We start from the raw sequence: 24,775 nt of genomic DNA, 5'->3' as shown, positions 1-24,775 counted from the left end.
CCGGAGATCTACACACTGGCCTGCCGGTCCCTGGGCACCGACCCCGCACGGACTATTGCCATCGAGGACAGCCGCAACGGCATTCTGTCCGCCCACGGGGCCGGGATGCGGGTGATCATGGTCCCCGACCTGATCCCGCCCACGCCGGAACTGGAGGCACTGCTGTTCCAGAAGTTTGACTCTCTGCTGACACTCCGGGACTATTTGGCCGCAGTCTTATAAAAAAACCAGCCTTTCCCTTTGTTGGAAAGGCTGGTTTTTTATGGATCCTATAACATCCCGCCCAGACACAGCAACGCCGTATCGAAACGCGAAGATTCGAAAAGCCCCGAAACGGACTTTGTCCGCTCCGGGGCTTTGTTTTGTCTCAGATGCGATTCAGGAAGGATTACTCCTCGCCGTACATCTTCTCCAGACGGGTCAGCTTGTCGTAACGCTTCTTGGCGGTCTCCTCGTTCAGAGCAAACAGCTCCTTGGCGCGCTCGGGGAAGGAGCGGGTCAGAGAGGAGTAGCGGGCCTCGTTCATCAGGAACTCCTGATAGCCGCCGGCGGGCGCCTTGCTGTCCAGAGTGAAGGGGTTCTTGCCCTCGGCCTTGGCGGCGGGGTTGAACCGGAACAGGTTCCAGTAGCCGCACTCCACAGCCTTCTTCATCTCGGACTGGCAGTTCTGCATGCCGCCCTTGATGCTGTGCATCTCGCAGGGGGCGTAGCCGATGATCAGGGAGGGGCCGTGATAGGCCTCGGCCTCGGCAATGGCCTTCAGGGTCTGGTTGGGGTTGGCGCCCATGGAGACCTGAGCCACATAGACATAGCCGTAGGTCATGGCGATCTCAGCCAGGCTCTTCTTGGCGATGGTCTTACCGGCGGAGGCGAACTGAGCCACCTGGCCGATGTTGGAGGCCTTGGAGGCCTGACCGCCGGTGTTGGAGTACACCTCGGTGTCGAAGACGAAGACGTTGACATCCTCGCCGGAGGCCAGGACGTGGTCCACGCCGCCGAAGCCGATGTCGTAGGCCCAGCCGTCGCCGCCGAAGATCCACACGGACTTCTTGGCCAGGTACTCCTTCTCCTTCAGGATCTCGGGAGCCACGGGGCAGCCAGCGGCGGCAGCGGCCTCCAGAGCGGGGATCAGAGCCTTGGTGGCCTCGGCGTTGGCCTTGCCGTCCTCGGCGGTCTCCAGGAACTTGGCGATGAGCGCCTTGGTCTCCTCGGCGGTCTTCTCGTTGGCGGCCATCTCCTCCAGCTTGGCGATCAGGCGGTTGCGGATGGCCTTCTGGCCCATGTACATACCCAGGCCGTGCTCGGCGTTATCCTCGAACAGGGAGTTGGCCCAAGCGGGACCCTTGCCCTCGCTGGTGGTGGCGTAGGGGGAGGTAGCGGCGGGGCCGCCCCAGATGGAGGAACAGCCGGTGGCGTTGGAGATGTACATCCGGTCGCCGAACAGCTGGGTGATCAGGCGTGCATAGGCGGTCTCGGCACAGCCGGCGCAGGAGCCGGAGAACTCCAGCAGAGGCTTCTTGAACTGGGAACCCTTGACGGTCAGGTCGGCCACGTCCTCCTTGACGGAGACGTTCTCCACCATGTAGTTGAAGGCGTCCTGCTGAGCCAGCTCCTCCTCCTGGTTGACCATGGTCAGAGCCTTGGTGGGGCAGATGTTGGCGCAGACGGAGCAGCCCATACAATCCAGGGGGCTGATGGCCATGGCGTACTTGTACACGCCCTTGCCCTTGCCGGCCTTCACGTCCACGATCTTGGCGGAGGCGGGAGCCTTGGCGGCCTCTTCCTCAGTCAGCATGAAGGGACGAATGGTGGCGTGGGGGCAGACATAGGCGCACTGGTTACACTGGATACACTTGTCGGAGTTCCAGGTGGGCACGGAGACGGCCACGCCGCGCTTCTCGTAGGCGGCGGCGCCCAGCTCGAAGGTGCCGTCCACATGCTCGGCGAACGCGGAGACAGGTAGGCTGTCGCCGTCCATGCGGTCCACGGGCTCCAGAATGTTCTCCACCATCTTGACCAGCTTGGCGGGACCGGTCAGGACGTTCTCCTTCTTGGCATCCTCGGCGGTAGCCCAGTCGGCGGGGATCTCCACCTTCTTGAAGGCGGTGGCGCCGGCATCGATGGCCTTGTGGTTCATGTCCACAATGTCCTGGCCCTTCTTCAGGTAGGACTTGGTGGCGGCGTCCTTCATGTAGCCGATGGCCTCTTCCTGAGGCATGACCTTGGCCAGAGTGAAGAAGGCGGACTGGAGAATGGTATTGGTGCGCTTGCCCATGCCGATCTCCCGGGCCAGATCGATGGCGTTGATGGTGTACAGCTGGATGTTGTTCTCAGCGATGTACCGCTTGGCGTTGGCGGACAGGTGGTGCGCCAGCTCCTCGTCGGACCACTGGCAGTTGATCATGAACACACCGCCGGGCTTGACGTCACGGACCATGGGGAAGTCCTTGGTCACGTAAGAGGGGTTGTGGCAGGCCACGAAGTCGGCCTTATTGATGTAGTAGGGGCTCTTGATGGGCTTGTCGCCGAAGCGCAGGTGGCTGATGGTCACGCCGCCGGTCTTCTTGGAGTCATACTGGAAGTAAGCCTGAACGTACTTGTCGGTGTGGTCGCCGATGATCTTGATGGAGTTCTTGTTGGCGCCCACGGTGCCGTCGCCGCCCAGACCCCAGAACTTGCACTCAATGGTGCCCTCAGCGGCGGTGTTGGGGGCCTTGTGCTCGGGCAGGGAGCTGTTGGTGACGTCGTCCACGATGCCCATGGTGAAGTGGTTCTTGGGCGCGTCCTGAGCCAGGTTCTCGTACACGGCGAAGACGCTGCGGGGAGGCGTATCCTTGGAGCCCAGACCGTAGCGGCCGCCCACAACCACCTTGTCGGTGATGCCGGCGCCGGCCAGAGCGGTGACCACGTCCATGTACAGAGGATCGCCCAGAGCGCCGGGCTCCTTGGTGCGGTCCAGAACGGCGATCTTCTTGGCGGTGGCGGGGATCGCCTCGATCAGCTTGTCGGCGCGGAAGGGCCGGTACAGACGGACCTTGATCAGGCCCACCTTCTCGCCATGGGCGTTCAGGTAGTCGATGACTTCCTCGGCCACGTCGCAGATGGAGCCCATGGCGATGATGACCCGGTCGGCATCAGCGGCGCCGTAGTAGTTGAACAGCTTGTAGTCGGTGCCCAGCTTGGCGTTGATCTTGCCCATGTACTCCTCCACGATCTCAGGCAGAGCGTCGTAGTAGGGGTTGCAGGCCTCGCGGTGCTGGAAGAAGATGTCGCCGTTCTCGTGAGAGCCGCGCATCACGGGACGCTCGGGGTTCAGAGAGCGCTTGCGGAAGGCCTCCACGGCGTCCATGTCCACCATCTCAGCCAGGTCGGCGTAGTCCCAGATGGCGACCTTCTGGATCTCATGAGAGGTACGGAAGCCGTCGAAGAAGTTGATGAAGGGGACGCGGCCCTTGATGGCGGCCAGATGGGCCACGGGAGCCAGGTCCATGACCTCCTGCACGTTGCCCTCGGCCAGCATGGCAAAGCCGGTCTGGCGGCAGGCCATGACGTCGGAGTGGTCGCCGAAGATGTTCAGGGACTGGGCGGCCACGGTACGGGCGGAGACATGGAAGACAGCGGGCAGCAGCTCGCCGGCGATCTTATACATGTTGGGGATCATCAGCAGCAGGCCCTGAGACGCGGTATAGGTGGTGGTCAGAGCACCGGCATTCAGAGAGCCGTGGACGGTACCGGCGGCGCCGGCCTCAGACTGCATCTCAATGACCTTGACGGTGGTGCCGAAGATATTCTTCTGGCCCTGCGCGGCCCACTGGTCCACATAGTCGGCCATGGGGCTGGACGGAGTAATGGGGTAGATGCCGGCTACTTCAGTAAAGGCGTAGCTGACATACGCGGCCGCATTGTTGCCGTCCATGGTTTTGAATTTTCTTGCCATAGAGTTCCCTACTTTCTTCCTTATTTGGGGGACGGGCGGAAAACCGCCTGCCCATGTTCCATACATGTCTTCCTTGCCTCTGTCCGTGTCCCAAGAACAGTTATACCTATTATAACTGTATTCTTATAGGTCCACATGACAGTACCGCTCCCCGTCAGAGGGGAGCGGACCAGTTCAATTCGACGCCCATAAGTTTATCACCTTTTATTTCGTTTGTAAATCTTAATTAAGAAATTTTATGCTTTTTTTCAGCCCTTCCATACACAATAAATTATACCTTTTGACCATATCCCCTTATTTTCCCAGATCTCTTTCTCCTCCCAACAGGAGAAAGGCCGCCTCCCCAGAGTGCGGAACACCCTTGCCGGGCATGGTGCCGGCGAAAATGTCCGGTTGCAATCCGGCTTTGGAGCGGCTAAAATAGAACCGTGATCTGTCCCGGCTCACGGACGCGGGACAGACAGCAGTTTTGTCCGTCCCGGCTGCCCCGGGGATCGGCCAGGAGGTTCCGACATGGTATGTTCAATCCGTTCACTGGGTCTGCACGGTGTGTCCGGTTACCCGGTGTCCGCAGAATGTGATCTGTCCGGCGGTCTGCCCGCCTTTACGGTAGTCGGCCTGCCCGACGCCGCCGTCAGCGAGGCCCGGGAACGGGTCCGGGCCGCCATCAAGAACTGCGGCTTCACCTTTCCCGTCAGCCGGATCACCGTCAATCTGGCTCCTGCTCATTTGAAAAAGGCGGGGACCCTCTACGACCTGCCCATGCTGGTGGGAATCCTGGCCGCCGGCGGACAGCTCCAATTAAAGGAGTCCAACTGCGCTTTTCTGGGGGAGCTGTCCCTGTCCGGCGCCCTGCGGCCCTGCGCCGGCATGCTGCCCATGGCTCTGTGTGCCAAGCGGGAGGGGATCGAGGCGCTCTATGTGCCGGAGGACAACGCACCCGAGGCCACTCTGGCCGACGGCCCTGTCGTCTATCCTGTCCATGACGTGGCCCAGCTGGTACGCCACCTGTCCGGAGAGGAGCCCATCGCCCCCGCCCCGCCCTGGCGGCCCGGCCGCCGCGCCCCGCACTGCCCCGATCTTGACCAGGTAAAGGGGCAGGACCAGGTGAAGCGTGCTCTGGAGATCGCCGCCGCCGGCAGCCACAACCTTCTCATGTCCGGCCCTCCGGGCTCGGGCAAGTCCATGCTGGCCCGGCGGCTGCCCGGCATTCTCCCCGGCATGACCCGGCAGGAAGCTCTGGAGGCCACGGAGATCCACTCCGTCATGGGCCTCACCACCCCGGAATATCCACTGATCGACCTGCGGCCCTTCCGCTCCCCCCACCACACTATCTCGCCCATGGGGATGGCGGGAGGCGGCTCCACCCCCCGGCCAGGAGAGATCTCCCTGGCCCACAACGGAGTGCTGTTTCTGGATGAGCTGCCCGAATTTTCCAAGGAGGTGCTGGAGGTCCTCCGCCAGCCTCTGGAGGATGGCCAGGTCCAAATCTCCCGGGCCTCGGGCACCGTCACCTACCCCAGCCGCTTTATGCTGGTCTGCGCCATGAACCCCTGCAAGTGCGGCTGGTACGGCCACCCCTCCGGCCGGTGCCGCTGCACGGAGAACGAGGTCAAAAAGTACCTGTCACGGCTGTCCGGCCCTCTGCTGGACCGGATCGACATTTTTGTGGAGTCGGCCCCTCTGGAGTTCGAAGAGCTGTCCCGGCGGGAGCGGTCCGAGCCCTCCGCCCAGGTTCGTCAGCGGGTGGACCGGGCCCGGGAGCTCCAGCGCCGGCGCCAATCCGCCCCCTGCAACGCCCGGCTGGAACGGGATGAACTGGACCGGTTCTGCGCCCTGGACGAGAGATGCCGGCAGCTGATGCAGGGAGCCTTTGAGCGTTTGGGCCTCACCGCGCGGAGCTATGACCGCATCCTGCGGGTGGCACGAACCATCGCCGATCTGGACGAAAGCCAGACCATTCAGGCCCCTCACTTGGCCGAGGCGCTGCAATACCGGCCGCCTGAGTATTTAAGACGGTAAATTTTATGGGGCTTTTGCGCTTTAATCTTTTTTTAATGATGGATAAAATCTCTTTCAACCCGGCTGTGGTATGGTAGATTCAGTATCGAGAACACACCGGACGAAAGGAGCCGTTTTATGGAGATCACATTGGAACAGGTGGAACGTCTGCGGGACAAAGCTGACGTCAGCTATGCCCAGGCCAAGGAGGCCCTGGAATACAGCGGCGGCAACCTGCTGGACGCCCTGATCTATCTGGAGGAGAAGGGGGCCATTCCCCGGCCCGAAGGGGCCTATTATTCCACCCGGGGGGAGGGGCCGTCCGTCCAGGACGACCCGGTGGCCGAGCTGCCCGTCCCAGCCAAGGAGGCACGGAAGGAAAAGCCCAAGGTCGGTTTCTTCCGGCGCATCCGTTATCTGCTGCTGGACAACGAACTGGAAATCTGGCGGAAAGACCAGCCCGTCACCGCCCTGCCGGTGCTGATCCTGATCCTGCTGCTGGTCTTTGCTCTCTATGTGACAGTACCCCTGCTGATTCTAGGTCTGTTTCTGGGCTTCCGCTACCGCTTTTCAGGCCCCGATCTGGAGCGGGACAGCATCAACGACGTGATGGGCAATGTGGCGGACAGCGCCGCCGACCTGGGCCGCCAGGTCATGGATGAGCTCCGCAGCCAGCACGACAAGTATAAAGAGAAAAACGAGAAACGGTGAGGTGAGGGAAGATGGCAGAGCGCATCCTCCTGGTGGAGGACGAGGAAAAGCTGGCCCGCATGGTGGAGATGGAATTGAAATACGAGGGCTACGAGGTGGAGAAGGCCTTCGACGGCCGCACCGGCCTGGAACGGGCCCGGTCGGGAGACTTTGACCTGGTGCTGCTGGACATTATGCTGCCCCAGCTGTCAGGGATGGAGGTCCTCCGCCGCTTGCGCCGGGAGAGTCAGGTTCCCGTTATCATGCTCACCGCCCGGGACAGCGTCATGGACAAGGTGTCCGGTCTGGACTCCGGGGCCGATGATTATATCACCAAGCCCTTTGCCATCGAGGAACTGCTGGCCCGCATCCGTGCCGCTCTGCGGGGCAAGGGGAGCCGGGACGGTCAGATCCTCACCGCCGGCGAGCTGTCTATGGATGTGGAACGCCATCAGGTGACGGTAAAGGGCCGGGAGGTGGAGCTGACCAAGAAGGAGTTCGACCTGCTGCGCCATCTGCTGGAAAACAAGGGACGGGTCCTGTCCCGGGAAATGCTGCTGGACAGCGTCTGGGGCTTCGACTTTGTGGGCGAGACCAATTCGGTAGACGTGTACATCCGCTTCCTGAGAAGCAAGATTGACGAGGCCTTCGGCATCAAACTGATCCACACCGTCCGAGGCGTGGGCTACGTCATTAAAGAGGAATAAATTTTAGTTTACCGTTGGAGTGCTTTGAAAGGATTCCGCTCTGCGGAGCGGGTTTCTTTCTGAGCGATCAGAAAGAAACCAAAGAATCGCCGGGGGCGGCCACGCGCAATTTCATTGCGCTATCCGCGCCGCCCCCGGACCCCCATTATAAGAGTTCTGCGGCCTTGCGCTGATCGCAGCCAGCAAAATATGAGAGCGCTCACACCGCCTTTTGCTTCGCAAAATGGAGAAGATTTTACGGGGGATAAGCAACACAGCCCGCCTCGATGGCGGCAAAGACTGTCAACAGTTGCTCCTTACCCACCTGGCCCACTGGGGCCGCCCGAGGGTGCTTCATTCTTGAAGTAGCCTGGTATAGACAGGAAGGCTGTAAATATGGGCGGAGCACCCCGCGATTGTTAACTCAGAGGTGCGCTTTTGACAAGGAGAAACAGAGGTCAATTTTAATGGCGCAGAGCGGCAGCGGGCGGGGATGAGAGAGGTGTCCTGTCTTTTACCCGCGCCGAACAGTATCAAAATATCTGATTGATGGCTCCCCACGGGGACCGGGGCCGAAGCCCCGGAGATTTTTTGGGTACTTTTGTATCTCTACAAAAGTACCTCGCCCGGGGGCGAAACATCCTTTCGTCCAAACTTCCGTCCCGCCCGCAGGCGAAATCCACTGATAAACTAAAATTTACCATTCATAGATTCAATCAACCTGAAAGGGGCAGATCCATCGTGGTCATTGTCTATAAGTCCAACACCGGATTCACCAAGGAGTACGCCGAGATGCTGGCGAACGCAGAGAAGATGAAGCATTATGAACTGAGCCAGGCTCAGAAAGAACTGGGCCGGGAGACCGAGGTACTGTTCATGGGCCCCCTGATGGCGGGCCACATCCAGGGCATCGACCAGGCGGTGAAGAGTTTCAACGTCAAGGCCGCCTGCGGCGTAGGCATGACCCCTCCGGGTTCTCCGTCTCTGTCCTCCCTGAGTAAGGCTAACTATGTGCCCAACGCCCCCATCTTCTACCTTCAGGGCGGGTATGCTCCCAAGAAGGTGGGCTGGCTGAAGCGCCGCATGGTGAACATGGCCACCAAATCCATGCGGGAGGCGCTCCAGGCCAAAGGAAGCCGCCGCACCCCGGAGGAGCAGGCCAATCTGGACATGCTGCTGAAGGGCGGCAGCTTTGTGGCCTACCGGAATCTGGACGTCATCCGGGACTGGCTGAAGGGACAGGGCTGAGCGGCCGCCCTCATGTCTGACATCCCGGCGGAAAGGAGGGACGCCCGTGGTCAAAAAAAGCCGGTTCCAGAATCCGCCTCCCGCGGACCCCATCGCGGCGGTCCGGGACTCTTCTCTGGTGTTCCGGCTGAACACCGGATTTTTCCTGCGGCAGCTGGGTATCTTCCTGGCCATGGACCTGCTGCTGGTGCTGCTTGCCCTGGTGGGGCTGGTTTTCTACTCGGAAAACCGCTGCGCCGATGTGGCCGCCCTGGTGGCGGAGCGGGGCGTTCCCACCGCCGACGCCATCCCGTGGATGGAGGCCAGCGACTACACCATCACCCCCTTGGAGCGGGCGCCGGAGGGCCATGAGCTGCCCGTCTTTTCCTGGCTTCCCCTGCGGGAGGAGGTCGCCGACGGCCTGCGCAGCTGGGATCTGCCCAACTATTATACCGTCGAGCTGCCCAACAGTGGCCGTCCCTATGCCATCCGGGTGGATCTGTCGGGCATCTTTCATACCCTGTATTGGGCAGGGATCGCTCTGCTGGTCTGCCAGGGACTGTCTCTGCTGACCAATCTGTTCCGCAACAACCGCTCCATCCGCAAGGTGCTGCGGCCCATCCAGGACCTGGCCTCTACCGCCGCCCGTCTCAACTCCATGACCCACATGTCCCGGCGGGAACTGGAAAATCTGGCGGGCGAGCTGGACAAGATCAACGCCAAACATCTGGACAGCCGCATCGACCTGCCCGGTACCCAGAAGGAGCTGCGTGGGGTGGCGCAGGCCATCAACGACATGCTGGACCGGGTGAACAAGGCATACAGCGCCCAGATGCGCTTCGTCTCCGATGCCAGCCACGAGCTGCGTACTCCCATCGCCGTCATCCAGGGCTACGCCGCCCTGCTGGACCGCTGGGGCAAGTCGGACCCGGAGGCCCTTCAGGAGTCCATCGACGCCATCCGCTCTGAGGCCGCCGCCATGGAACGGCTGGTGGAGCAGCTGCTCTTTCTGGCCCGGGGGGACAACGACTCCCAGCCGGTGAAGAAGGAGACGCTGGATCTGACCCAGCTGGCCGGCGAGGTGCTGCGGGAGGAGGAGATGATCCACCCCGACCGCCTCTTCCTGCCCCGTTGGGGGGAGGAGCCGGTGACGGTCTGGGCAGACCCGGGGCTGATGAAGCAGTTGATGCGCATCCTCATGGACAACAGCGTGAAATACAGCTCCGACGGAGGCAAGGTCTATCTGCGGGTGACCGAGAGCCAGGGCTTCGCCCGCGTCACCGTCCAGGACGAGGGGATGGGCATCCCGCCCGAGGGCATCCCCCATATCTTCGAGCGGTTTTACCGCACCGACCAGTCCCGGGACCGGAAGACTGGCGGCACCGGCCTGGGCCTGTCCATCGCCAAGTGGATCGTGGACCGCCACGGCGGCTGGTTCGAGGTGGTGTCCCGGGTGGATGTGGGCACCCGGATCACCTTCGTGATCCCCCTTGCTCCATAAAACGAAGAACGCCGCCCCGCCATCAAATACTGTCAAATTCCCGCGGACCCCACGGCTGTCTGAACGAAAAACGCCTCGAACCAAAATCATCGGTTCGAGGCGTTTACTCTTTTTGTATGCGTATGAACATCCGGGGCGGAACGCCGTTTTATCCAAAGGCGTCCAGTACCCGCCGGACCTCCCGGGCGGGTACGTCCCCAATGGGGATGACCGGCCGGGGATCGGCCTCATAGCCAGCCAAACTTTTTTCAAACCACAGCACGTCATACCAGGCGCCGTCCTTGAAGCCGGTATTCCGGTGGACTCCCAGCAGGCGGAAGCCCAAAGACTGGTGCAGTTTCTCACTGGCAGGGTTGGGGGAAGTGACCACCCCGTAAACGGTCTTCACCCCCTGGAGCCGGAGCAGGTCCATCAGAGCGGAATACAGGGCGGTCCCGACGCCCCGGCCCACCGCGCCGGGGGCCAGATAGATGGACAGTTCCGCGTTCCACTGGTAGGCGGCCCGTTCCCGCTCCGGGTGGGCGTAGGCATAGCCGATCAGCTTCCCGTCCTCCTCCACGGCCAGATAGGGGTAGCGCTCCAGCGTGGAGGCGATCCGCCGGGAAAATTCTTCCGGGGTGGGCAGGTCGTACTCAAAGGTAATGGGGGTGCGGATATACCGGGCGTAGATGTCCAGCAAAGCCTGACTGTCCTGGGGACGGGCAAATCTCAGCTGCATGGCGGTCTCCTTCTCTGCGGGGGTGCTCAGACCCGCACCCGCTCAATGCCGTCCACGGCGGCCTTGACCATGGCGTCAATGTCCAGCTTTTCCTCGGCCAGCTCCACCTCGCCGGGGAGGGGGCGCAGCCGGGGGTGCCGGGGGGTAAAGACGGTGCAGCAGTCCTCATAGGGCAGGATGGAGGTCTCGTAGGTGCCGATCTTCCGGGAGATCTGAACGATCTCCTCCTTGTCCAGACCGATGCAGGGCCGGAGGACGGTCAGATCCACCACCGCGCCGGTGACGTTCATGGCCTCCATGGTCTGGCTGGCCACCTGGCCCAGACACTCGCCAGTGACCAGGGCCTTGGCGCCGACGCGCTGGGCCACAACCTGGGAGATTCGCATCATGAACCGGCGCATGATGATGGTGAACAGTTCCTCAGGGCAGGAGCGGCGCAGTTCCTCCTGGATGGCGGTGAAGGGGACCACATGGATGGTCAGGTGTCCGCACCAGGGGGTGAGCAGACGGGCCAGCTCGATGACCTTCTCCTTGGCCTCGGGGGAGGTGTAGGGGTAGGAGAAGAAGTGGACCATCTCCAGAGCCACGCCCCGCTTGGCGATCATATAGCTGGCCACCGGGGAGTCGATGCCGCCGGACAGCAGGGATACCGCCCGGCCGTTGATGCCCACGGGCAGGCCGCCGGCGCCGGGCTCCGGGTCGGCGTGGACGAAGGCGGCGTAGTCCCGGATCTCCACATAGACGGTGAGCTCCGGGTGGTGGACGTCCACTTTCAGATTGGGGTACAGCTCGTCCAGCTCGCCCCCCACATACTGGCTGAGCTGGATGGAGGTCATGGGGAAGGTCTTGTCCGCCCGCTTGGTCTCCACCTTGAAGGTGCGGGCAGTGGACAGTCGGTCGTCCAGATACTCCTGGCAGGCGCGAAGAATGGCGTCCTTGTCCTTGTCACAGGACCGGGCCCGGCTGAGGCCCACCACGCCAAAGACCTTTTTCATGGCTTCCCAGGCACCGTCCATGTCGCAGTCCTCGTTCATGGGCTCCACATAGGTGGTGGACTGGCGGGTGTACACCCGAAACTGGCCCAGACCGTTGAGACGGCGGTGGATGTTGGCCTGGAGCTTGTCTTCAAAGCTGCGGCGGTTCAGTCCCTTCAGAACCAGCTCTCCCAGCTTTAGCAGAATCATTTCGTTCATATCAGGTGTCCTTTCCTTGTGGTTACAAACATTTAGCATGGTTGGTATTATATCGGAAATCGGTTTCATTGTCCAGTATAGGGGATTGTGTGCTAAAAATTTTAGTCTATCGTTTCATGTAGGGTGAGGGCTTGGTAGGGCGGGGGCTTATCCCTCCTCTTTTGGCCTTCGGCCATTCCCCCCGATGGGGGGAATCGTCCCCCGCCGTCCGACGGCTGCCATTTTGGCGGCGGCCCCAAGGGGCCGCCCTACGGGCGGGGCGTCCAGAGGCCGCCCCCTACGAAGCCATATTGTAAACCGTGTGTAGGGGGCGGCGTCCCCGACGCCCCATAATACATCCATAAACTAAAATTTACAATGGGGCCTGATATGCCTCCGTCTTGTTTTTGGGGGCACACTTTGATAAGATAAGGACACAAAATCGGAAAGGTGGTGAAGAGCATGGACACCTTAACAGTTTGGGATCCTAGGGCGCTTGCGGTACTGCGCCGGCTGGAGGCTGCCGGCCACCGCGCTGTACTGGTAGGAGGCTGCGTCCGGGACAGCCTGCTGGGTCTTTCGCCCCACGACTATGACGCCGCCACCTCGGCCCTCCCTGCGCAAATTGAGGCCGCCTGTGCCGGACTGAAGTGTCTGGAGACCGGCCTGAAACACGGCACTGTTACCGTTCTGTCCGACGGTCTCCCGGTGGAGGTGACCACCTTCCGCAAAGAGGGGACCTACTCCGACCACCGCCACCCCGACCGGGTGGAGTTTACCGACGATCTGGCCCAGGACCTGGCCCGCCGGGACTTCACTGTCAACGCCATGGCCTGGGAGGCCGGCGGTCTGGTGGACCTGTTCGGCGGACAGGCCGATCTGAAATCCAGGCTGGTCCGCTGCGTGGGCGACCCGGACCGCCGGTTCGAGGAGGACGCGCTCCGGCTTCTCCGCGGGCTGCGGCTGGCGGCCCAACTGGCCTTCACCCTCCACCCGGACACCGCTGCCGCCATCCGCCGCCGCACGCCTCAGTTGGAGCATGTGGCCTGGGAGCGGATCTCCGCCGAATTTCTCCGCCTGCTCTGCTCCCCGGGGGCCGGGCGGGTCCTCCTAGATTTCCCCGAGGTGGCGGTCCAAATTATTCCCGAATTGGCCCCGGCGGTCGGCTTTGACCAGAAAAACCCCCATCACCTCTACGATGTGTACACCCACAGCGTCAAGACCCTGGAACAGGTGCCCCCCCGCCCCGCTCTTCGGCTGGCCGCACTGCTCCACGACGTGGGCAAACCGGGCACCTTCTCTCAGGACTCCGACGGTATCGGCCACTTCTATGGTCACCCAAAGGTGAGCGCCGCTCTGGCGGACCGGGCACTGGACCGGCTGCGGCTGGACCACGGCGTCCGGGAGCGGGCTGTGACCCTGGTGGCCCGCCACGACCTGCCCGTGGAACCCTCGGAGCAGTGGGAGGGACGTTGGCTGTCCCGGCTGGGGGAGGAGCTTTTCTTCGACCTGCTGGCCCTGAAGCGGGGCGACGCTCTGGCCTGCGCTCCCGACGGCGGCGAGGGACTGGAACGTCTGGAAGGGGCCGAGGCCGCCGCCCGGGCCCTTCTGTCCCGCCGGCCCTGTCTCACCCTCCGGGATCTGGCTGTCAACGGCCATGACGCCATGGCCGCCGGTCTGTCCGGTCCCGCCATCGGCCGGGTGCTGGCTTCTCTTTTGGACCGGGTGGCCGGAGGCGAGCTGCCCAACGACCGCGCAGTCCTCCTCCAGGCTCTGGCCCGCAAATCCTGATCCGTCAAAAGCGCCGGGCTCCCAGTTGGGAGCCCGGCGCTTTTATGGACTTCTATTACTTCTTATCCTTGAAATAGTCTCGGGTGATGCCGGCCACCACGCCGGACAGCGCCAACAGGGCCACCAGGTTGGGGATGGCCATCATGCCGTTCAGGGTATCGGCGATGTCCCACATCAGAGTGCCGGAGCCGGTAGCGCCAACAATGCACATCAGCACAAAGACGGCCTTATAAATCAAACCGACCGTTTTGTTGTTGCCGCTCAGATAGCCCCAGCAGCGCTCGCCGTAATAGCTCCAGCTGAGGATGGTGGACAGGGCGAAGAACAGCAGGCTGACCTGGATAATGGTACCGCCCAGGGTGCCGGGCAGAATGGAGTTGAAGGCGGCCACAGCGGCGGCACCCTTGGAGGCGTAGGCGCTCAGAGCCTCCGCGCCCAGCTCCATGCCGGACAGGACCACAGCCAGAGAGGTGATGGTACAAATCACGATGGTATCCACAAAGACCTCAAACACACCCCAGATGGCCTGCTCGGCGGGTTCCTCGTTGGAAGAGGCCGCGTGGGCGATGGGGGCGGAGCCCAAGCCGGCCTCGTTGGAGAACACGCCCCGGGCGAAGCCCTGCTTCATAGCCACCATGATGGCGTAGCCGAACACGCCGCCGCCCACCGCTTCAAAGCTGAACGCGGAGGCGAAGATGGTGCCGAAAGCGGCAGGGAGCTGGGTGATCCGCAGCAGGATCACCGTCAGTCCGGCCAGGATATAGAAAATCGCCATAAAGGGAACCAGATAAGAGGTCACCTGACCAATGCGCTTGACGCCGCCCAACACCACAACGGCCACCACCACCGCCAGCACCACGCCGGTGATCATGGGATCCACATGGAACAGGCCGCTCATGGCGCCGGCGATCTCGCTGGACTGGGCGATGTTGCCGATGCCGAAGGAGGCCAAACCGCCCAGGATGGCGAAAATCACGGCCAGGAACTTCCAGTTCTTTCCCAGGCCCCGCTCAATATAGTACATAGGGCCACCCCGGTAGGCGCCCTTCTCGTCGGCGACCCGGTACTTCATGGCCAGGGCGATCTCAGCGTATTTGGTACACATGCCGAAGAACGCAGACACCCACATCCAGAAGGCCGCGCCCGGACCGCCCACAAAGATGGCCCCGGTGACGCCGGCAATGTTGCCGGTTCCCACGGTGCCGGCCAGGGCGGTGGTCACCGCCTGGAAGGGGGACAGGTTGCTGCCGTGGTCCTTATTCGACTTACGGAACAGGGAACCCACCGTATGCTTCATAATGTAGCCAAACCAGCGCACCTGGATCCAGCCGGTACGGAAGGTCAGAAACACACCGGTGCCCACCAGCAGGGCCAGCATAATGGGTCCCCACACAAAGCCGTTGATCTTGCCGTTAATGGAAGTAATAACGTCTAACATTTCTCTTACACTCCTTGAAAGATCGCAAAAGTCCGGGATCTCCGTACTTACCGCGCGGATAAAAAACGGACGGAGAGCCCGGCAGAAGGCGCCGACTCTCCGTCCAGATCAACGTTCCGCTCCATCCGGAGAGGCCCCCCTCCCTGAATCAGATCATGAACGTCTCTGTCCTTTTGCCTGAGAGATTGATCCGGGCGTTTTCCGCCCGAACTTGCACCTTCGGCCCCCGCGCGCGGCGGGCGTCTCCAGAGTGCCATCCGTCCACAGTCCTGGTACCTGAGAGCGTTACACCGTCGGTGGGCCCATTGGGCCGCTTCTCTGTGGACATCGTCTGGCCGATTCATTTGTCCGTTGGATGTGGACAATTATACTCATGGAGAAAACGAAATGCAAGTGCTCCCGGCGATTTTTTCATTTTTTATCGTTTTGTACGAAAAATTCGCCAACATCTTCGCCGTTTTTTTCTTTCGTTTACAATACTACGACGGTTACCCCGTTATTATGCTGCTCCAGGTTGAACTACCGCAGCTTACTGCTCAAGGTCCTGCTCCTCCCGGATGGCCTGTTCCGCCGCCCGGAAGGCCCGGGACAGCCGCCAGATGATGCAAAGATCGCTGACTCCGTCAAAAATCAAAGCCGCGCCGATGAGGATGACCAAGGCGGCAAAGGTGCCGAAGGGATTAAACAGGATCAGCCCGCCCAGACAGACGGTGAGCAGGGCGAAGAGCAGATCCATCCACCACCGGCTCCACCCCTGGCGCGCCAGGGCAAAGGCCCCCTGGAAATCCACCAGACCATGGAAGATCAGAATGGCGCCGAAAATATACTGGATCAGCATAATGACCGAATTGGGGCTGGTCATGAGCCAGACGCCCAGGGCGCACAGGATCACGCCGGGCAGCACGAAAAAGGCGGGCACGCCCTCCTTCCGGCGGGCCAGCCAGCCCAGGATATAGATGATCCCGGTAATAAAAATAGATACGCCCAGGAGCATACACAGGAAGTTGATCGAGCGGTCCGGCCACCAAATCAGTACCACGCCCAGAACGATGGTGACCAGTGCCGCCGCAATGCTGCTCATACGCTGTTCATGGAGGATCGTTTTCATATGCACACCCGCTTTCTCTTTTAGGGTTAGTATAACACACTCCCGAAGGGGATACAATGACTCATTTTTCTTCTGCCCGGCGGAATACGGCGCTCCTGCCGAAGCGCCAATCCTTTGGTAGGTAAATTTTTCAAACAAGCTTATGGGCCCTGGCCGCTCACGGCCAGGGCCCATGTATCATCATTTCTTCCAGCGCTTCAGCGTGGGGAACCAGGCGCGCATATTCCGCTCCGCTTCCTCCTGCGGTCCGAAGGGGTGACCATTTTCCTCGTTGAACTTCAGATTAAACGCGATCATGTCCTCCATAGTGGCCTCCGGGGCGGTAAAGGCCCCCTGCTGATAGCAGTAGCGGCAGTAGTCCCGGCTCAGCGTGCCGTCCGCCTCCCTGCCCCGGTCCTCCGGGGCGTCCAGGGGCATCCCGCAGCACTGACAGAAATTCCGTTCTTCCATTTGAATGACCTCCTTTTGTGTGGGAGGGTTGGTTCCCTCCTGTGTATGTTCAGGATAATCCTTCAAATCTGACAGGGTTTGTCCGGTTTCATAGAGGGCCACCGTTTTTTTCGCCTCCCGCCCCACAATGTCCCGCCAATAGGCCGGAGACAGCACCTCCACCTGATCCCCGAAGGACAGCAGAAAGGACAGCAACCAGTTGTCCTCGGGGAAGGCGCACTCCACCAGCAGGCAACCGTCCTCCCGGGCGGTCACCCAGCTGGGGTGGAAGTAATCCCGGACCCGGTAGGCCGCTCCGGGCCGAAAGAGCAGCCGGAGTTGAGCGGCCCGGTAATCCCCGGGCAGTGGCGCTTCAATGCCCGCCGGCGTGGGGCGGGACCGGAAACGGGCCTCCTCCAGCTCCGGGTCCTCCATCCGGACCAGACGGAAGGAGCGCCAATCCCGCCGCGTCAGGCAGAAGGCCTGGAGATACCAGCACCCCGACTTGAACACCAGCTTATGAGGCTCGGTCCGGCGGAGGGTACGCGCCCCGGCGGAGCTGTAGTAAGTGAAGGTCAGCACCCGCCGCTCCAGGATGGCCCGTTTCACCAGAGCGAAATTTTCCCGCTCCCGGGCCCCGCTGCCCCAGTCGGCAAAGTCCACCTCCAGCCAATCCCCGCCCTCCCTGCCAAACAGGGCGGACACCCGGGCCAAGGTCTCCTTCTCCTCCGCCCCCCGGGTGGCCAGAATGGCCTGGAGGGCAAAGAGGATCTGGTCCTGCTGCTCCGGAGACAGCAGGGCCCGGTCCAGCACGAACTGGTCCATCAGCCGGATCCCGCCCCCCTGCCCCTTCTGGGTGTAGACTGGAATGCCGGCGGCGGACAGGGCGTCCACATCCCGGTAGATGGTGCGCTCCGACACCTCGAACCGCTCCGCCAGTTCCCGGGCGGTGGCGGAGCGCTTGTCCACCAGGAGGTATAGAATCTGAAAGAGACGGCTGTTCTTCATCGCGCCTTTACCGCACCTTGATCTGGCTCAGGACCTCTCCAATGGGGGCCGCCAGCAGCAGATCGGCGTGAGAGTCGTAGGGAGTAGGGCTCTTGTTGATGAGCACCAGCCGGTGGCCCCGGTAGTAACGGACCAGACTGGCGGCAGGGTACACCGCCAGGGAGGTCCCGCCGATGATGAGCATATCGGCGTTCTGGATGTCGGCCAGGGCCCCTTCCAGCACCCGGCTGTTCAGGGATTCCTCATAAAGCACCACATCCGGCTTCACCGTGCCGCCGCAGGAGCAGACCGGCACGCCTTCGCTATCCCGGACGAACTCCACGGGGTAGAATTTTTTGCACTTCATGCAGTAATTGCGGTGGACCGAGCCGTGAAGCTCCCACACCCGCTTGGAGCCCGCCATCTGGTGCAGCCCGTCAATGTTCTGAGTGACCACGCTGCGCAGCTTACCTGCCTCCTCCAGCTCCGCCAGCTTTTTGTGGGCGGCGTTGGGCTTGGCGTCCAGGCAGAGCATCTTGTCCCGGTAAAAGCGGTAGAACTCCCCCGGCCGGACGTCGAAAAAGCTGCGGCTCAGGATCTCTTCCGGGGGGTAGTCATAGGACTGGTGATACAGCCCGTCTACACTTCGGAAATCCGGGATACCGCTCTCGGTACTGACGCCCGCGCCTCCAAAAAACACGATAGACCGGCTGTCGTCGATCCACTGCTGCAGGATCCTGATCTTATCCTTCATACATATCCGCTCCTTTCCCATCCCGACGGCCGGGCCGCCTTTCTTTCCTCCGCGGCGGGCCTTGGCTTCTTTTTCCGGGTCCATTATAGCAGTTTTCCTCTCTCACCGCAATCCGAGACCTGTCTCCGGTTCCTTTCGCTTTCTGTGGGAGTGGTAAAATTTTTACAGATATCTTTCAAAATTCTTTGTTTAAAATTTCACTTTCGTGTATGCAAATGTCGAAAATTATGTTATATTAAAAGTTAGAACTTTATGCTTCCGCCTTCGCGGACCGCTTTCATCCGTAATTGCAGAAGGGTGGTTTTTTCTTTGGCCGATCTTCTCCTTGGGGCAACCGATCCATATCCCCTCTCCCTGAGCCAGCAAAATATCTGGGACGTGGAACGGGCCTGCCCGGACACCTCCGTCAACAATATCTGCACCACCCTTCGCATCCAGGGCCGGGTAGACTTCTCCGCCCTCCAGCGTGCCATCAATCTGGTGCTGGAGGCGGACAGTTCCCTGCGTACCCGCATCACCTTCTCTGACCGGCTTCCGGTCCAGTACCAGGTTCCCTTCCATCCGGAGCAGATCCCGATTTATGACTTTTCCCAGACCAGTCAGGAGGGCATCGAAAGCTGGGAAGAGGCCTTTACCCGGGAGACCATGACGCTGTTGGACGCCCCCCTTTACCGGTTTGTTCTGCTCCGGACGGGGGAAAACTCGGGCGGTCTGGTCATCAAAATGCACCATCTGATCTCGGACGGCTGGACCCAGGTGCTGCTGTGCAACCGCATCGGGCAGCTCTATCTGGATCTGCTGTCCGGCCGGGAGCCCCAGTTAGACCCCATCCCCAGTTATCAAAGCCACATCGAGGAGGAGTCCCGCTACCTCTCCTCCCCCGCCTACGCCCGGGACCAGGCCTACTGGACCCAGGTTTTGTCCCAGTCCGGCGAGCCCTCTATGCTCAAATCCGTCCGGGGCGCCGCCGTCAGTCCGGTGGGACGCCGGCTCACCTTTGCCCTGCCCCAGGATCTGAACAATGACATCTACACCTTCTGCATGAACCACCGGGTGGCTCCCTTCTCTGTGTTCTACATGGCTCTGGCCATCTACTTCAAGCGTATCGGCGGTGCCGACCGGTTCACCATCGGCGTCCCCATTTTCAACCGGATGAACTTTACCGCCAAGCAGACCAGCGGTATGTTCGTCAGCACACTCCCCTTTTTCAGTGAAATATCCGGCGATTGGAGCCTGAACGAATTTAACGACCACCTGAACGAGGAATGGTTCAATATGCTGCGCCACCAGCGCTTCCCCTTTGCCCATATCCAAAAGCTGGCCGAGGGGACCCAGGGGGCGTCGGAGCGCCTGTTCCACATCGCCTTTTCCTATCAGAACAGCCAGCTGCTGGAGAGCCGTGACGCCGCCGTCATGTTCTCCGGCCGCTGGCATTACAGCGGCTATCAGATGGAGCAGCTGTGCATCCATCTGAGCAACCTGGAGGACAACCGCCGCTATTCGGTGGATTACGACTACCTGACCCAGTTCTTCTCCGCCCGGGAGATTGAGATCCTCCACTCCTGCCTGGTCAACATCCTGCGGGAGAGCCTGGCCGCGCCCGACCGGCCCATCCGTCAGCTGGCGGTACTCAGCCCGTCGGAGCGGGAGCGGGTGCTGTACACCTTCAACCGCTCCGCCTGCCCCGTCTTTGAATCCAGCCTGTACGGCCGCTTCCGCCGTCTGGCCCGGCAGCACGCCGCCCGGGCCGCTCTGATCTGGAAGGGTGCGCGCACCACCTACCAGCAGCTGGAGGAGAAGGCCGCCCGGGTCCACGCCGCCCTGGCCCCCGTCTGCGCCGCGCCGGACACCTTGGTGGCCGTTCTGCTGCCCCGGAGCCCGGAACTGTTCTGGTCCATGATGGGCATTCTTCGGGCGGGAGGGGCGTTTCTTCTCCTGTCCCCCAATCAGCCGGAGAACCGTATCCGGGAGATCCTGACCCAGAGCGGTGCCTCCGCCCTGATCACCCGTCCTGAGCTGGGCGGGCAGCTGTCCGACCTGCTGCCGGTGGTGGACGTCTCCGTCCTCCCCGAGTCGGGTCCCGACGCCCCCGCCGACGATCTGGCCGAAGGTCTGGCCTATGTGGTGTACACCTCCGGCTCCACCGGAACCCCCAAGGGGGTGGAGATCGGCCGCCGCGCCCTGCTCAATCTGGCCTGCGCCATGGAGCCGGTCTACGGCAAGGGGGCCGTTCTGTCGGTATGCAGCGTGGGCTTTGACGCCTTCCTGCTGGAGAGCGCCGTGGCCCTGCTCAACGGCCGCACCATCCTCCTGCCCCAGGAGGAGGAGCTGGAATCCCCCAAGGCTCTGGCCGACCTCATCACCGGCTTCGGCGCCGGTTTCCTGTCCACCACGCCCTCCCGCCTGGCTGCCTTTCTCCGGGACCCCGCCTTCAAGCGGGCCGTGTCCCGGCTGGAAAGCGTGGTATGCGGCGGCGAGGCCTACCCCAGCGACCTGCTCCAGCGCCTCCAGCTGGCCACCCAGGCCCGTCTGTACAACCAGTACGGCCCCTCCGAGGCCACAGTGGCCGTCAGTCTGAAGCAGCTCAACGGTTCCCCCGTCATCACGGCGGGCGGGCCCATGTCCAACTGCAAGCTGTATATTCTGGACAACTGGGGCAATCCCCTGCCCATCGGGGTCTACGGCAACCTGTATGTGGGCGGTGCCTGTGTGGGCCGGGGCTACCGGAACGCCTCCGACCTCACCGCCCAGAGCTTTTCCGACAGTCCCTTCGAACTGGGAGACCGGCTGTACCGCACCGGCGACATCGCCTGCTGGACGCCAGAGGGAGAGATCGTCCTGGCCGGCCGCTCCGACCGGCAGGTGAAGCTGCGCGGCCTGCGGATCGAGCCTCAGGAGGTCTCCGCCTGTCTGTCCAGACACCCCCAGGTGCGTCAGGCCGCCGCCGCGGTCCAGCGCCACAGCGGGCAGGACGTGCTGGTGGCTTTTTACACCTCCGACGCCCCGGTGCCGGAGGAAGCGCTTCTGACTCTGTGCGCCTCCTACCTGCCCCACTATATGATCCCCTCCGCCATCCTCCGGTTGGAGGCCATCCCCCTCACCGCCAACGGGAAGGTGGACGAGGCCCTGCTGCCCCGGCCCGACCTGGCCGCCTCCAACAGCGCCCGACCCGAGACCCGGACCCAGGAGGTCCTGCTGGCTATCCTGCGCCGGGTGCTGGGCCGCCCCGACCTGGGAGTGGACAGCGACTACTTCCTCTTCGGCGGAAATTCTCTCAACGCCATGGAGGCCCTCAGCGAGATCGGCGAGGCCACCGGCCGCGCCCTCCGGGTGGCCGACCTGTATACCTGCCGCAGCGTACGGCGGCTGTCCGCCCTGCTGGACCGGGAGGGCGGCGAAGCTCTGCCCTCCGCGTCCCATCTGGCCCCCGCTCCCCACCAGGAGCGCTGGCCCCTCACCCACATCCAGCAGGGCATCTATGTCCAGTCCCATCTGGACCCCACGGGCAAGACCTACCACATGGCCGGAGCCTTCCGTTTGGGTGCGGTCCCCGACATCCCCCGTCTGGAGCAGGCCTTCCGCGCCCTGATCGCCGGGGAGCCCCTGCTCCGCACCGCTTTCGCCCCGGAGCCCGACGGCATCTTTGCCCGGGTCCGTCCGGAGGCCGAATTTGCTCTGCCCGTCTTCCGGGGTTGTGCCCTGGAGGAGGCCGCCGCTCCCATCCTGGCCCCCTTCCAGCTGGACTGTCCCCCTCTGCTCCGGGCCGCCCTGTGGGAGGAGGAGCCCGGACGCTGGGTGCTGCTGCTGAACATCCACCACATCATCGGGGACGGTCTCACCACCCCCGTGCTGCTGCGCCGGCTGGACCGGCTTTACCAGGGGATCGCTCCGGCGGCACAGCCCCTGACCTATCTGGACTACGCCTGGCACCTGGCCCGGCGGGCCGACGAGGCCGGCCGGCTAGACTACTGGACGCAGCGGCTGTCTCCCCTGCCCGAGTCTCTGGAGCTGCCCGGCGACTTCACCCGGACCCGCGCCTTCGACTTCCGGGGCAATACCATCGCCCACACCCTGAGCCGGGAGCTGTCCGCCGCCTGTGACGAGTTCTGCGCCCGGAAGGGCGTCTCCCCCTATATGTTCTTCCTGGCCGCCTTCGGCCTGCTGCTCTCCCGCCTGTCCGGCAAGGAGGATTTGGTGGTGGGCGCGGCGGCGGCGGGCCGTCTGCTCCCCGAGACCCGGGAGATGTGCGGTCCCTTTATCAACACTCTGCCCCTGCGGCTGCTCCCCGGACGGGACCAGTCCCTGGACGACTATCTCAGCCAGGTCCGGGACGAGGTCAACGGGATGCTGGACCACCAGCAGGTGGGTCTGGAGGAGATCGTCTCCGCCCTTGGCCTCAAACGCACCCTGTCCCAGAGCCCCCTGTTCCAGGTCATCTTCTCCCAGCGCCCGGTGGACGCCGCCGGCTTCACCCTGGACGGCGCCCCGCTGGAGTATCTGCCCCTGCCCACCGGCACCGCCCGGATGGACCTGTGGGCGGAGCTGTCCCGGGACGGGGACCGGTACGCCTTCCATCTGGAATACGCCACTCAGCTGTTCCTGGAGGACACTGCCGCCTATTTCGGGCGCTGTCTGGAGGCGCTGGTCTCCTGTATGGTCCGCTCCGGGGGTCAGACTTCTCTGGCCGAGCTGGACGCCCTGTCTCCCCGGGACCGAATGGAACTGCTGGACATCCCCAACAACACGGTCTATCCCTTCCTGAATCTGCCCATCCCCGTCCAGTTTGCCCGCCAGCTGGCTCTGGACCCGGACGCCCCCGCCGTCATTTTCCACGGCAGGACCACCACCCGGCGGGAGCTGGACCGGCGTGCCTGTCAGATCGCCAACCTGCTCTCCCAGGCCGGAGCCCAGCCCGGCTGCCGGGTGGGCATCGCTCTGAGCCGGAACTCCGACCTGGTGGCCGCCGTGCTGGCTATCTGGAAAGTGGGCGGGGCCTACTCCCCCCTGCTGGCCCACTACCCGGAACAGCGGCTGAAGTCCATGGTGGAGACGGCGGGCATCTCCCACATTCTCTGCGACCCCAGGACCCGGGCTCAGCTGCCCCCCTCCCTGTCCGCCGTTCTCGTCCCCATTGACCAGACCGCGGACGACACCTTCCAGGCCGTCCCTCTGAAGGAGACCGACCTGGCCGAGGTGCTGTTCACCTCCGGCTCCACCGGCAACCCCAAGGGGGTCATGCTGGTGTGGCGCTCCATCGCCAACATGGCCGGCGGCTTCCGGGAGATCCTGGAGCGGTCCGACGGCCCCATCCTGTGCACCACCAATGTGGTCTTTGACATGTTCAACGGCGAGGTGGTCATCCCCCTGTCCATGGGCAAGACCATCGTCATGGCCGACGAGGAGGAGATGATGCTCCCCTGGAAGCTGGCGGAGATCATCCGCCGGGACGGGGTAAAGATCACCCAGTCCACCCCCTCCCGGGTCCAGATGTGGTTCTCTAACGAGGCCTTCTGTCAGGCGGCCCCCAACCTGGATCTGATGATCTACGGCGGCGAAGTGCTCACCGAAACTCTGCTGGAAAAGGCCCAGACCGCCGCCTGCAACTCCGTTCAGGTCAACATGTACGGTCCCACCGAGGGCACCGTGTACAACACCACCCGCCCGGCGGACTACCGTTCCCACATCAACGTGGGCTGGCCCATGCGGAACAACCGGGTCTATATTCTGGATGGGGACCAGAAGCCCGTGCTGCCCACCGCCGTGGGCGAGCTGTGGCTGGCAGGGGAGTGCGTCTCGGCGGGCTACATCTCCCGCCCCGACCTCACCGAGGCCGCCTTCTTCCCCGATCCCTTCTTCCCCGGGGAGCGGATGTACCGTACCGGGGACATTGCCCGGCTGCGTCTGGACGGCTCCTACGACTTCCTGGGCCGCCGGGACGCCCAGGTAAAGCTGAACGGCCAGCGGGTGGAGCTGGACGAGATCAACGGTGCTCTGGTGTCCCAGGGCTGTGCCATCCAGGCCGCCACCGTCCCGGTGCGGCGGGAGGACGGCTCCATGGAGTTGTTTACCTACTACATCCCCGCCCCGGACCGGCCCGACGGCCACCAGATCCGCCAGCGGCTGGGCAAGGTGCTGCCGGCCTATATGATCCCCTCCCATTTAGAGGCCGTGGACTCCATGCCCAGCACCCCCACCGGCAAAATTAACCTGCGGGCTCTGCGGGAGCGGGCGGAGGCGGGCGGTCAAAAAGCCCCCGAGACCTTTGCCGCCGTCGAAGCGCCCGCCACCCCTGTTTCCCTGCCGGAAGAGGCCCCCGCGCCCCAGCCGGTCCCGGAG

At 62.8% G+C, this 24,775-nt stretch carries 15 protein-coding genes and 2 riboswitches; of the genes, 8 read left to right on the top strand and 7 right to left on the bottom strand.

Annotation, left to right across the window (positions count from 1 at the left end):
• Nucleotides 1–222: HAD-IA family hydrolase (locus I6E39_RS09470; RefSeq protein ID WP_235381349.1), on the top strand; the 222-nt coding region annotated here is incomplete at its 5' end.
• A gap of 166 nt (nucleotides 223–388) precedes the next feature.
• On the opposite strand, the gene nifJ is transcribed toward I6E39_RS09470, so the two are convergent.
• Complete coding sequence (gene nifJ, locus I6E39_RS09465; protein WP_235381348.1) at nucleotides 389–3,937, bottom strand: pyruvate:ferredoxin (flavodoxin) oxidoreductase; 3,549 nt, start codon at nucleotides 3,935–3,937, stop codon at nucleotides 389–391.
• A gap of 513 nt (nucleotides 3,938–4,450) precedes the next feature.
• Here nifJ and I6E39_RS09460 point away from each other — a divergent pair.
• From I6E39_RS09460 to I6E39_RS09440, 5 genes are all read left to right on the top strand, one after another.
• Complete coding sequence (locus I6E39_RS09460) at nucleotides 4,451–5,959, top strand: YifB family Mg chelatase-like AAA ATPase (RefSeq protein WP_235381347.1); 1,509 nt, start codon at nucleotides 4,451–4,453, stop codon at nucleotides 5,957–5,959.
• Nucleotides 5,960–6,076: 117 nt separating this feature from the next.
• Nucleotides 6,077–6,649 carry a UBA domain-containing protein gene (locus tag I6E39_RS09455; RefSeq protein WP_235381346.1) on the top strand — a complete coding sequence of 191 codons (573 nt, stop codon included), beginning with the start codon at nucleotides 6,077–6,079 and terminating at the stop codon, nucleotides 6,647–6,649.
• 11 nt (nucleotides 6,650–6,660) lie between these two features.
• Nucleotides 6,661–7,335 carry a response regulator transcription factor gene (locus I6E39_RS09450; protein WP_235381345.1) on the top strand — a complete coding sequence of 225 codons (675 nt, stop codon included), beginning with the start codon at nucleotides 6,661–6,663 and terminating at the stop codon, nucleotides 7,333–7,335.
• A 720-nt stretch (nucleotides 7,336–8,055) separates the two neighbouring features.
• Entirely contained in the window at nucleotides 8,056–8,562 is a 507-nt protein-coding gene (locus I6E39_RS09445; RefSeq protein WP_235381344.1) for a hypothetical protein, read from the top strand.
• 46 nt (nucleotides 8,563–8,608) lie between these two features.
• Complete coding sequence (locus I6E39_RS09440) at nucleotides 8,609–10,042, top strand: sensor histidine kinase (RefSeq protein WP_235381343.1); 1,434 nt, start codon at nucleotides 8,609–8,611, stop codon at nucleotides 10,040–10,042.
• A 148-nt stretch (nucleotides 10,043–10,190) separates the two neighbouring features.
• Here the strand turns inward: I6E39_RS09440 and I6E39_RS09435 are convergent, their stop codons facing one another.
• A complete protein-coding gene (locus tag I6E39_RS09435; RefSeq protein ID WP_235381342.1) occupies nucleotides 10,191–10,760 on the bottom strand; it encodes a GNAT family N-acetyltransferase in 570 nt (189 codons plus the stop codon).
• A gap of 26 nt (nucleotides 10,761–10,786) precedes the next feature.
• Entirely contained in the window at nucleotides 10,787–11,953 is a 1,167-nt protein-coding gene (gene thiI / locus I6E39_RS09430) for a tRNA uracil 4-sulfurtransferase ThiI (protein WP_235381341.1), read from the bottom strand.
• Between the two features lie 441 nt (nucleotides 11,954–12,394).
• Between thiI and I6E39_RS09425 the strand changes: the two genes are divergently transcribed.
• Nucleotides 12,395–13,723 (top strand): CCA tRNA nucleotidyltransferase, encoded by a 1,329-nt coding sequence (locus I6E39_RS09425; RefSeq protein WP_235381340.1) that lies wholly within the window; start codon nucleotides 12,395–12,397, stop codon nucleotides 13,721–13,723.
• A gap of 55 nt (nucleotides 13,724–13,778) precedes the next feature.
• Here the strand turns inward: I6E39_RS09425 and I6E39_RS09420 are convergent, their stop codons facing one another.
• From I6E39_RS09420 to I6E39_RS09405, 4 genes are all read right to left on the bottom strand, one after another.
• Nucleotides 13,779–15,161 (bottom strand): alanine/glycine:cation symporter family protein, encoded by a 1,383-nt coding sequence (locus I6E39_RS09420; RefSeq protein ID WP_235381339.1) that lies wholly within the window; start codon nucleotides 15,159–15,161, stop codon nucleotides 13,779–13,781.
• A gap of 163 nt (nucleotides 15,162–15,324) precedes the next feature.
• A riboswitch (glycine riboswitch) is annotated at nucleotides 15,325–15,412 on the bottom strand.
• Nucleotides 15,413–15,415: 3 nt separating this feature from the next.
• A riboswitch (glycine riboswitch) is annotated at nucleotides 15,416–15,492 on the bottom strand.
• Nucleotides 15,493–15,690: 198 nt separating this feature from the next.
• Nucleotides 15,691–16,269: an HdeD family acid-resistance protein gene (locus I6E39_RS09415; RefSeq protein WP_235381338.1), complete on the bottom strand. Its 579-nt coding sequence runs from the start codon at nucleotides 16,267–16,269 to the stop codon at nucleotides 15,691–15,693.
• A gap of 180 nt (nucleotides 16,270–16,449) precedes the next feature.
• Nucleotides 16,450–17,706, bottom strand: coding sequence for a zinc ribbon domain-containing protein (locus I6E39_RS09410; RefSeq protein WP_235381337.1), 1,257 nt, complete (start codon nucleotides 17,704–17,706; stop codon nucleotides 16,450–16,452).
• Between the two features lie 7 nt (nucleotides 17,707–17,713).
• Nucleotides 17,714–18,439, bottom strand: a complete 726-nt coding sequence (locus I6E39_RS09405; protein ID WP_235381336.1) for an NAD-dependent protein deacylase — start codon at nucleotides 18,437–18,439, stop codon at nucleotides 17,714–17,716.
• Nucleotides 18,440–18,748: 309 nt separating this feature from the next.
• Here I6E39_RS09405 and I6E39_RS09400 point away from each other — a divergent pair.
• Nucleotides 18,749–24,775 (top strand): non-ribosomal peptide synthetase (locus tag I6E39_RS09400; RefSeq protein ID WP_235381335.1); only part of this gene is annotated, 6,027 nt, incomplete at its 3' end.

Origin of the sequence: Pseudoflavonifractor phocaeensis (genome assembly GCF_021531375.1) — a bacterium.
Classification (GTDB): Bacteria; Bacillota; Clostridia; order Oscillospirales; family Oscillospiraceae; genus Lawsonibacter; species Lawsonibacter phocaeensis_B.
Note: the sequence above shows the minus strand (reverse complement) of the source record. Positions and strands in the feature narration are given on the sequence as shown.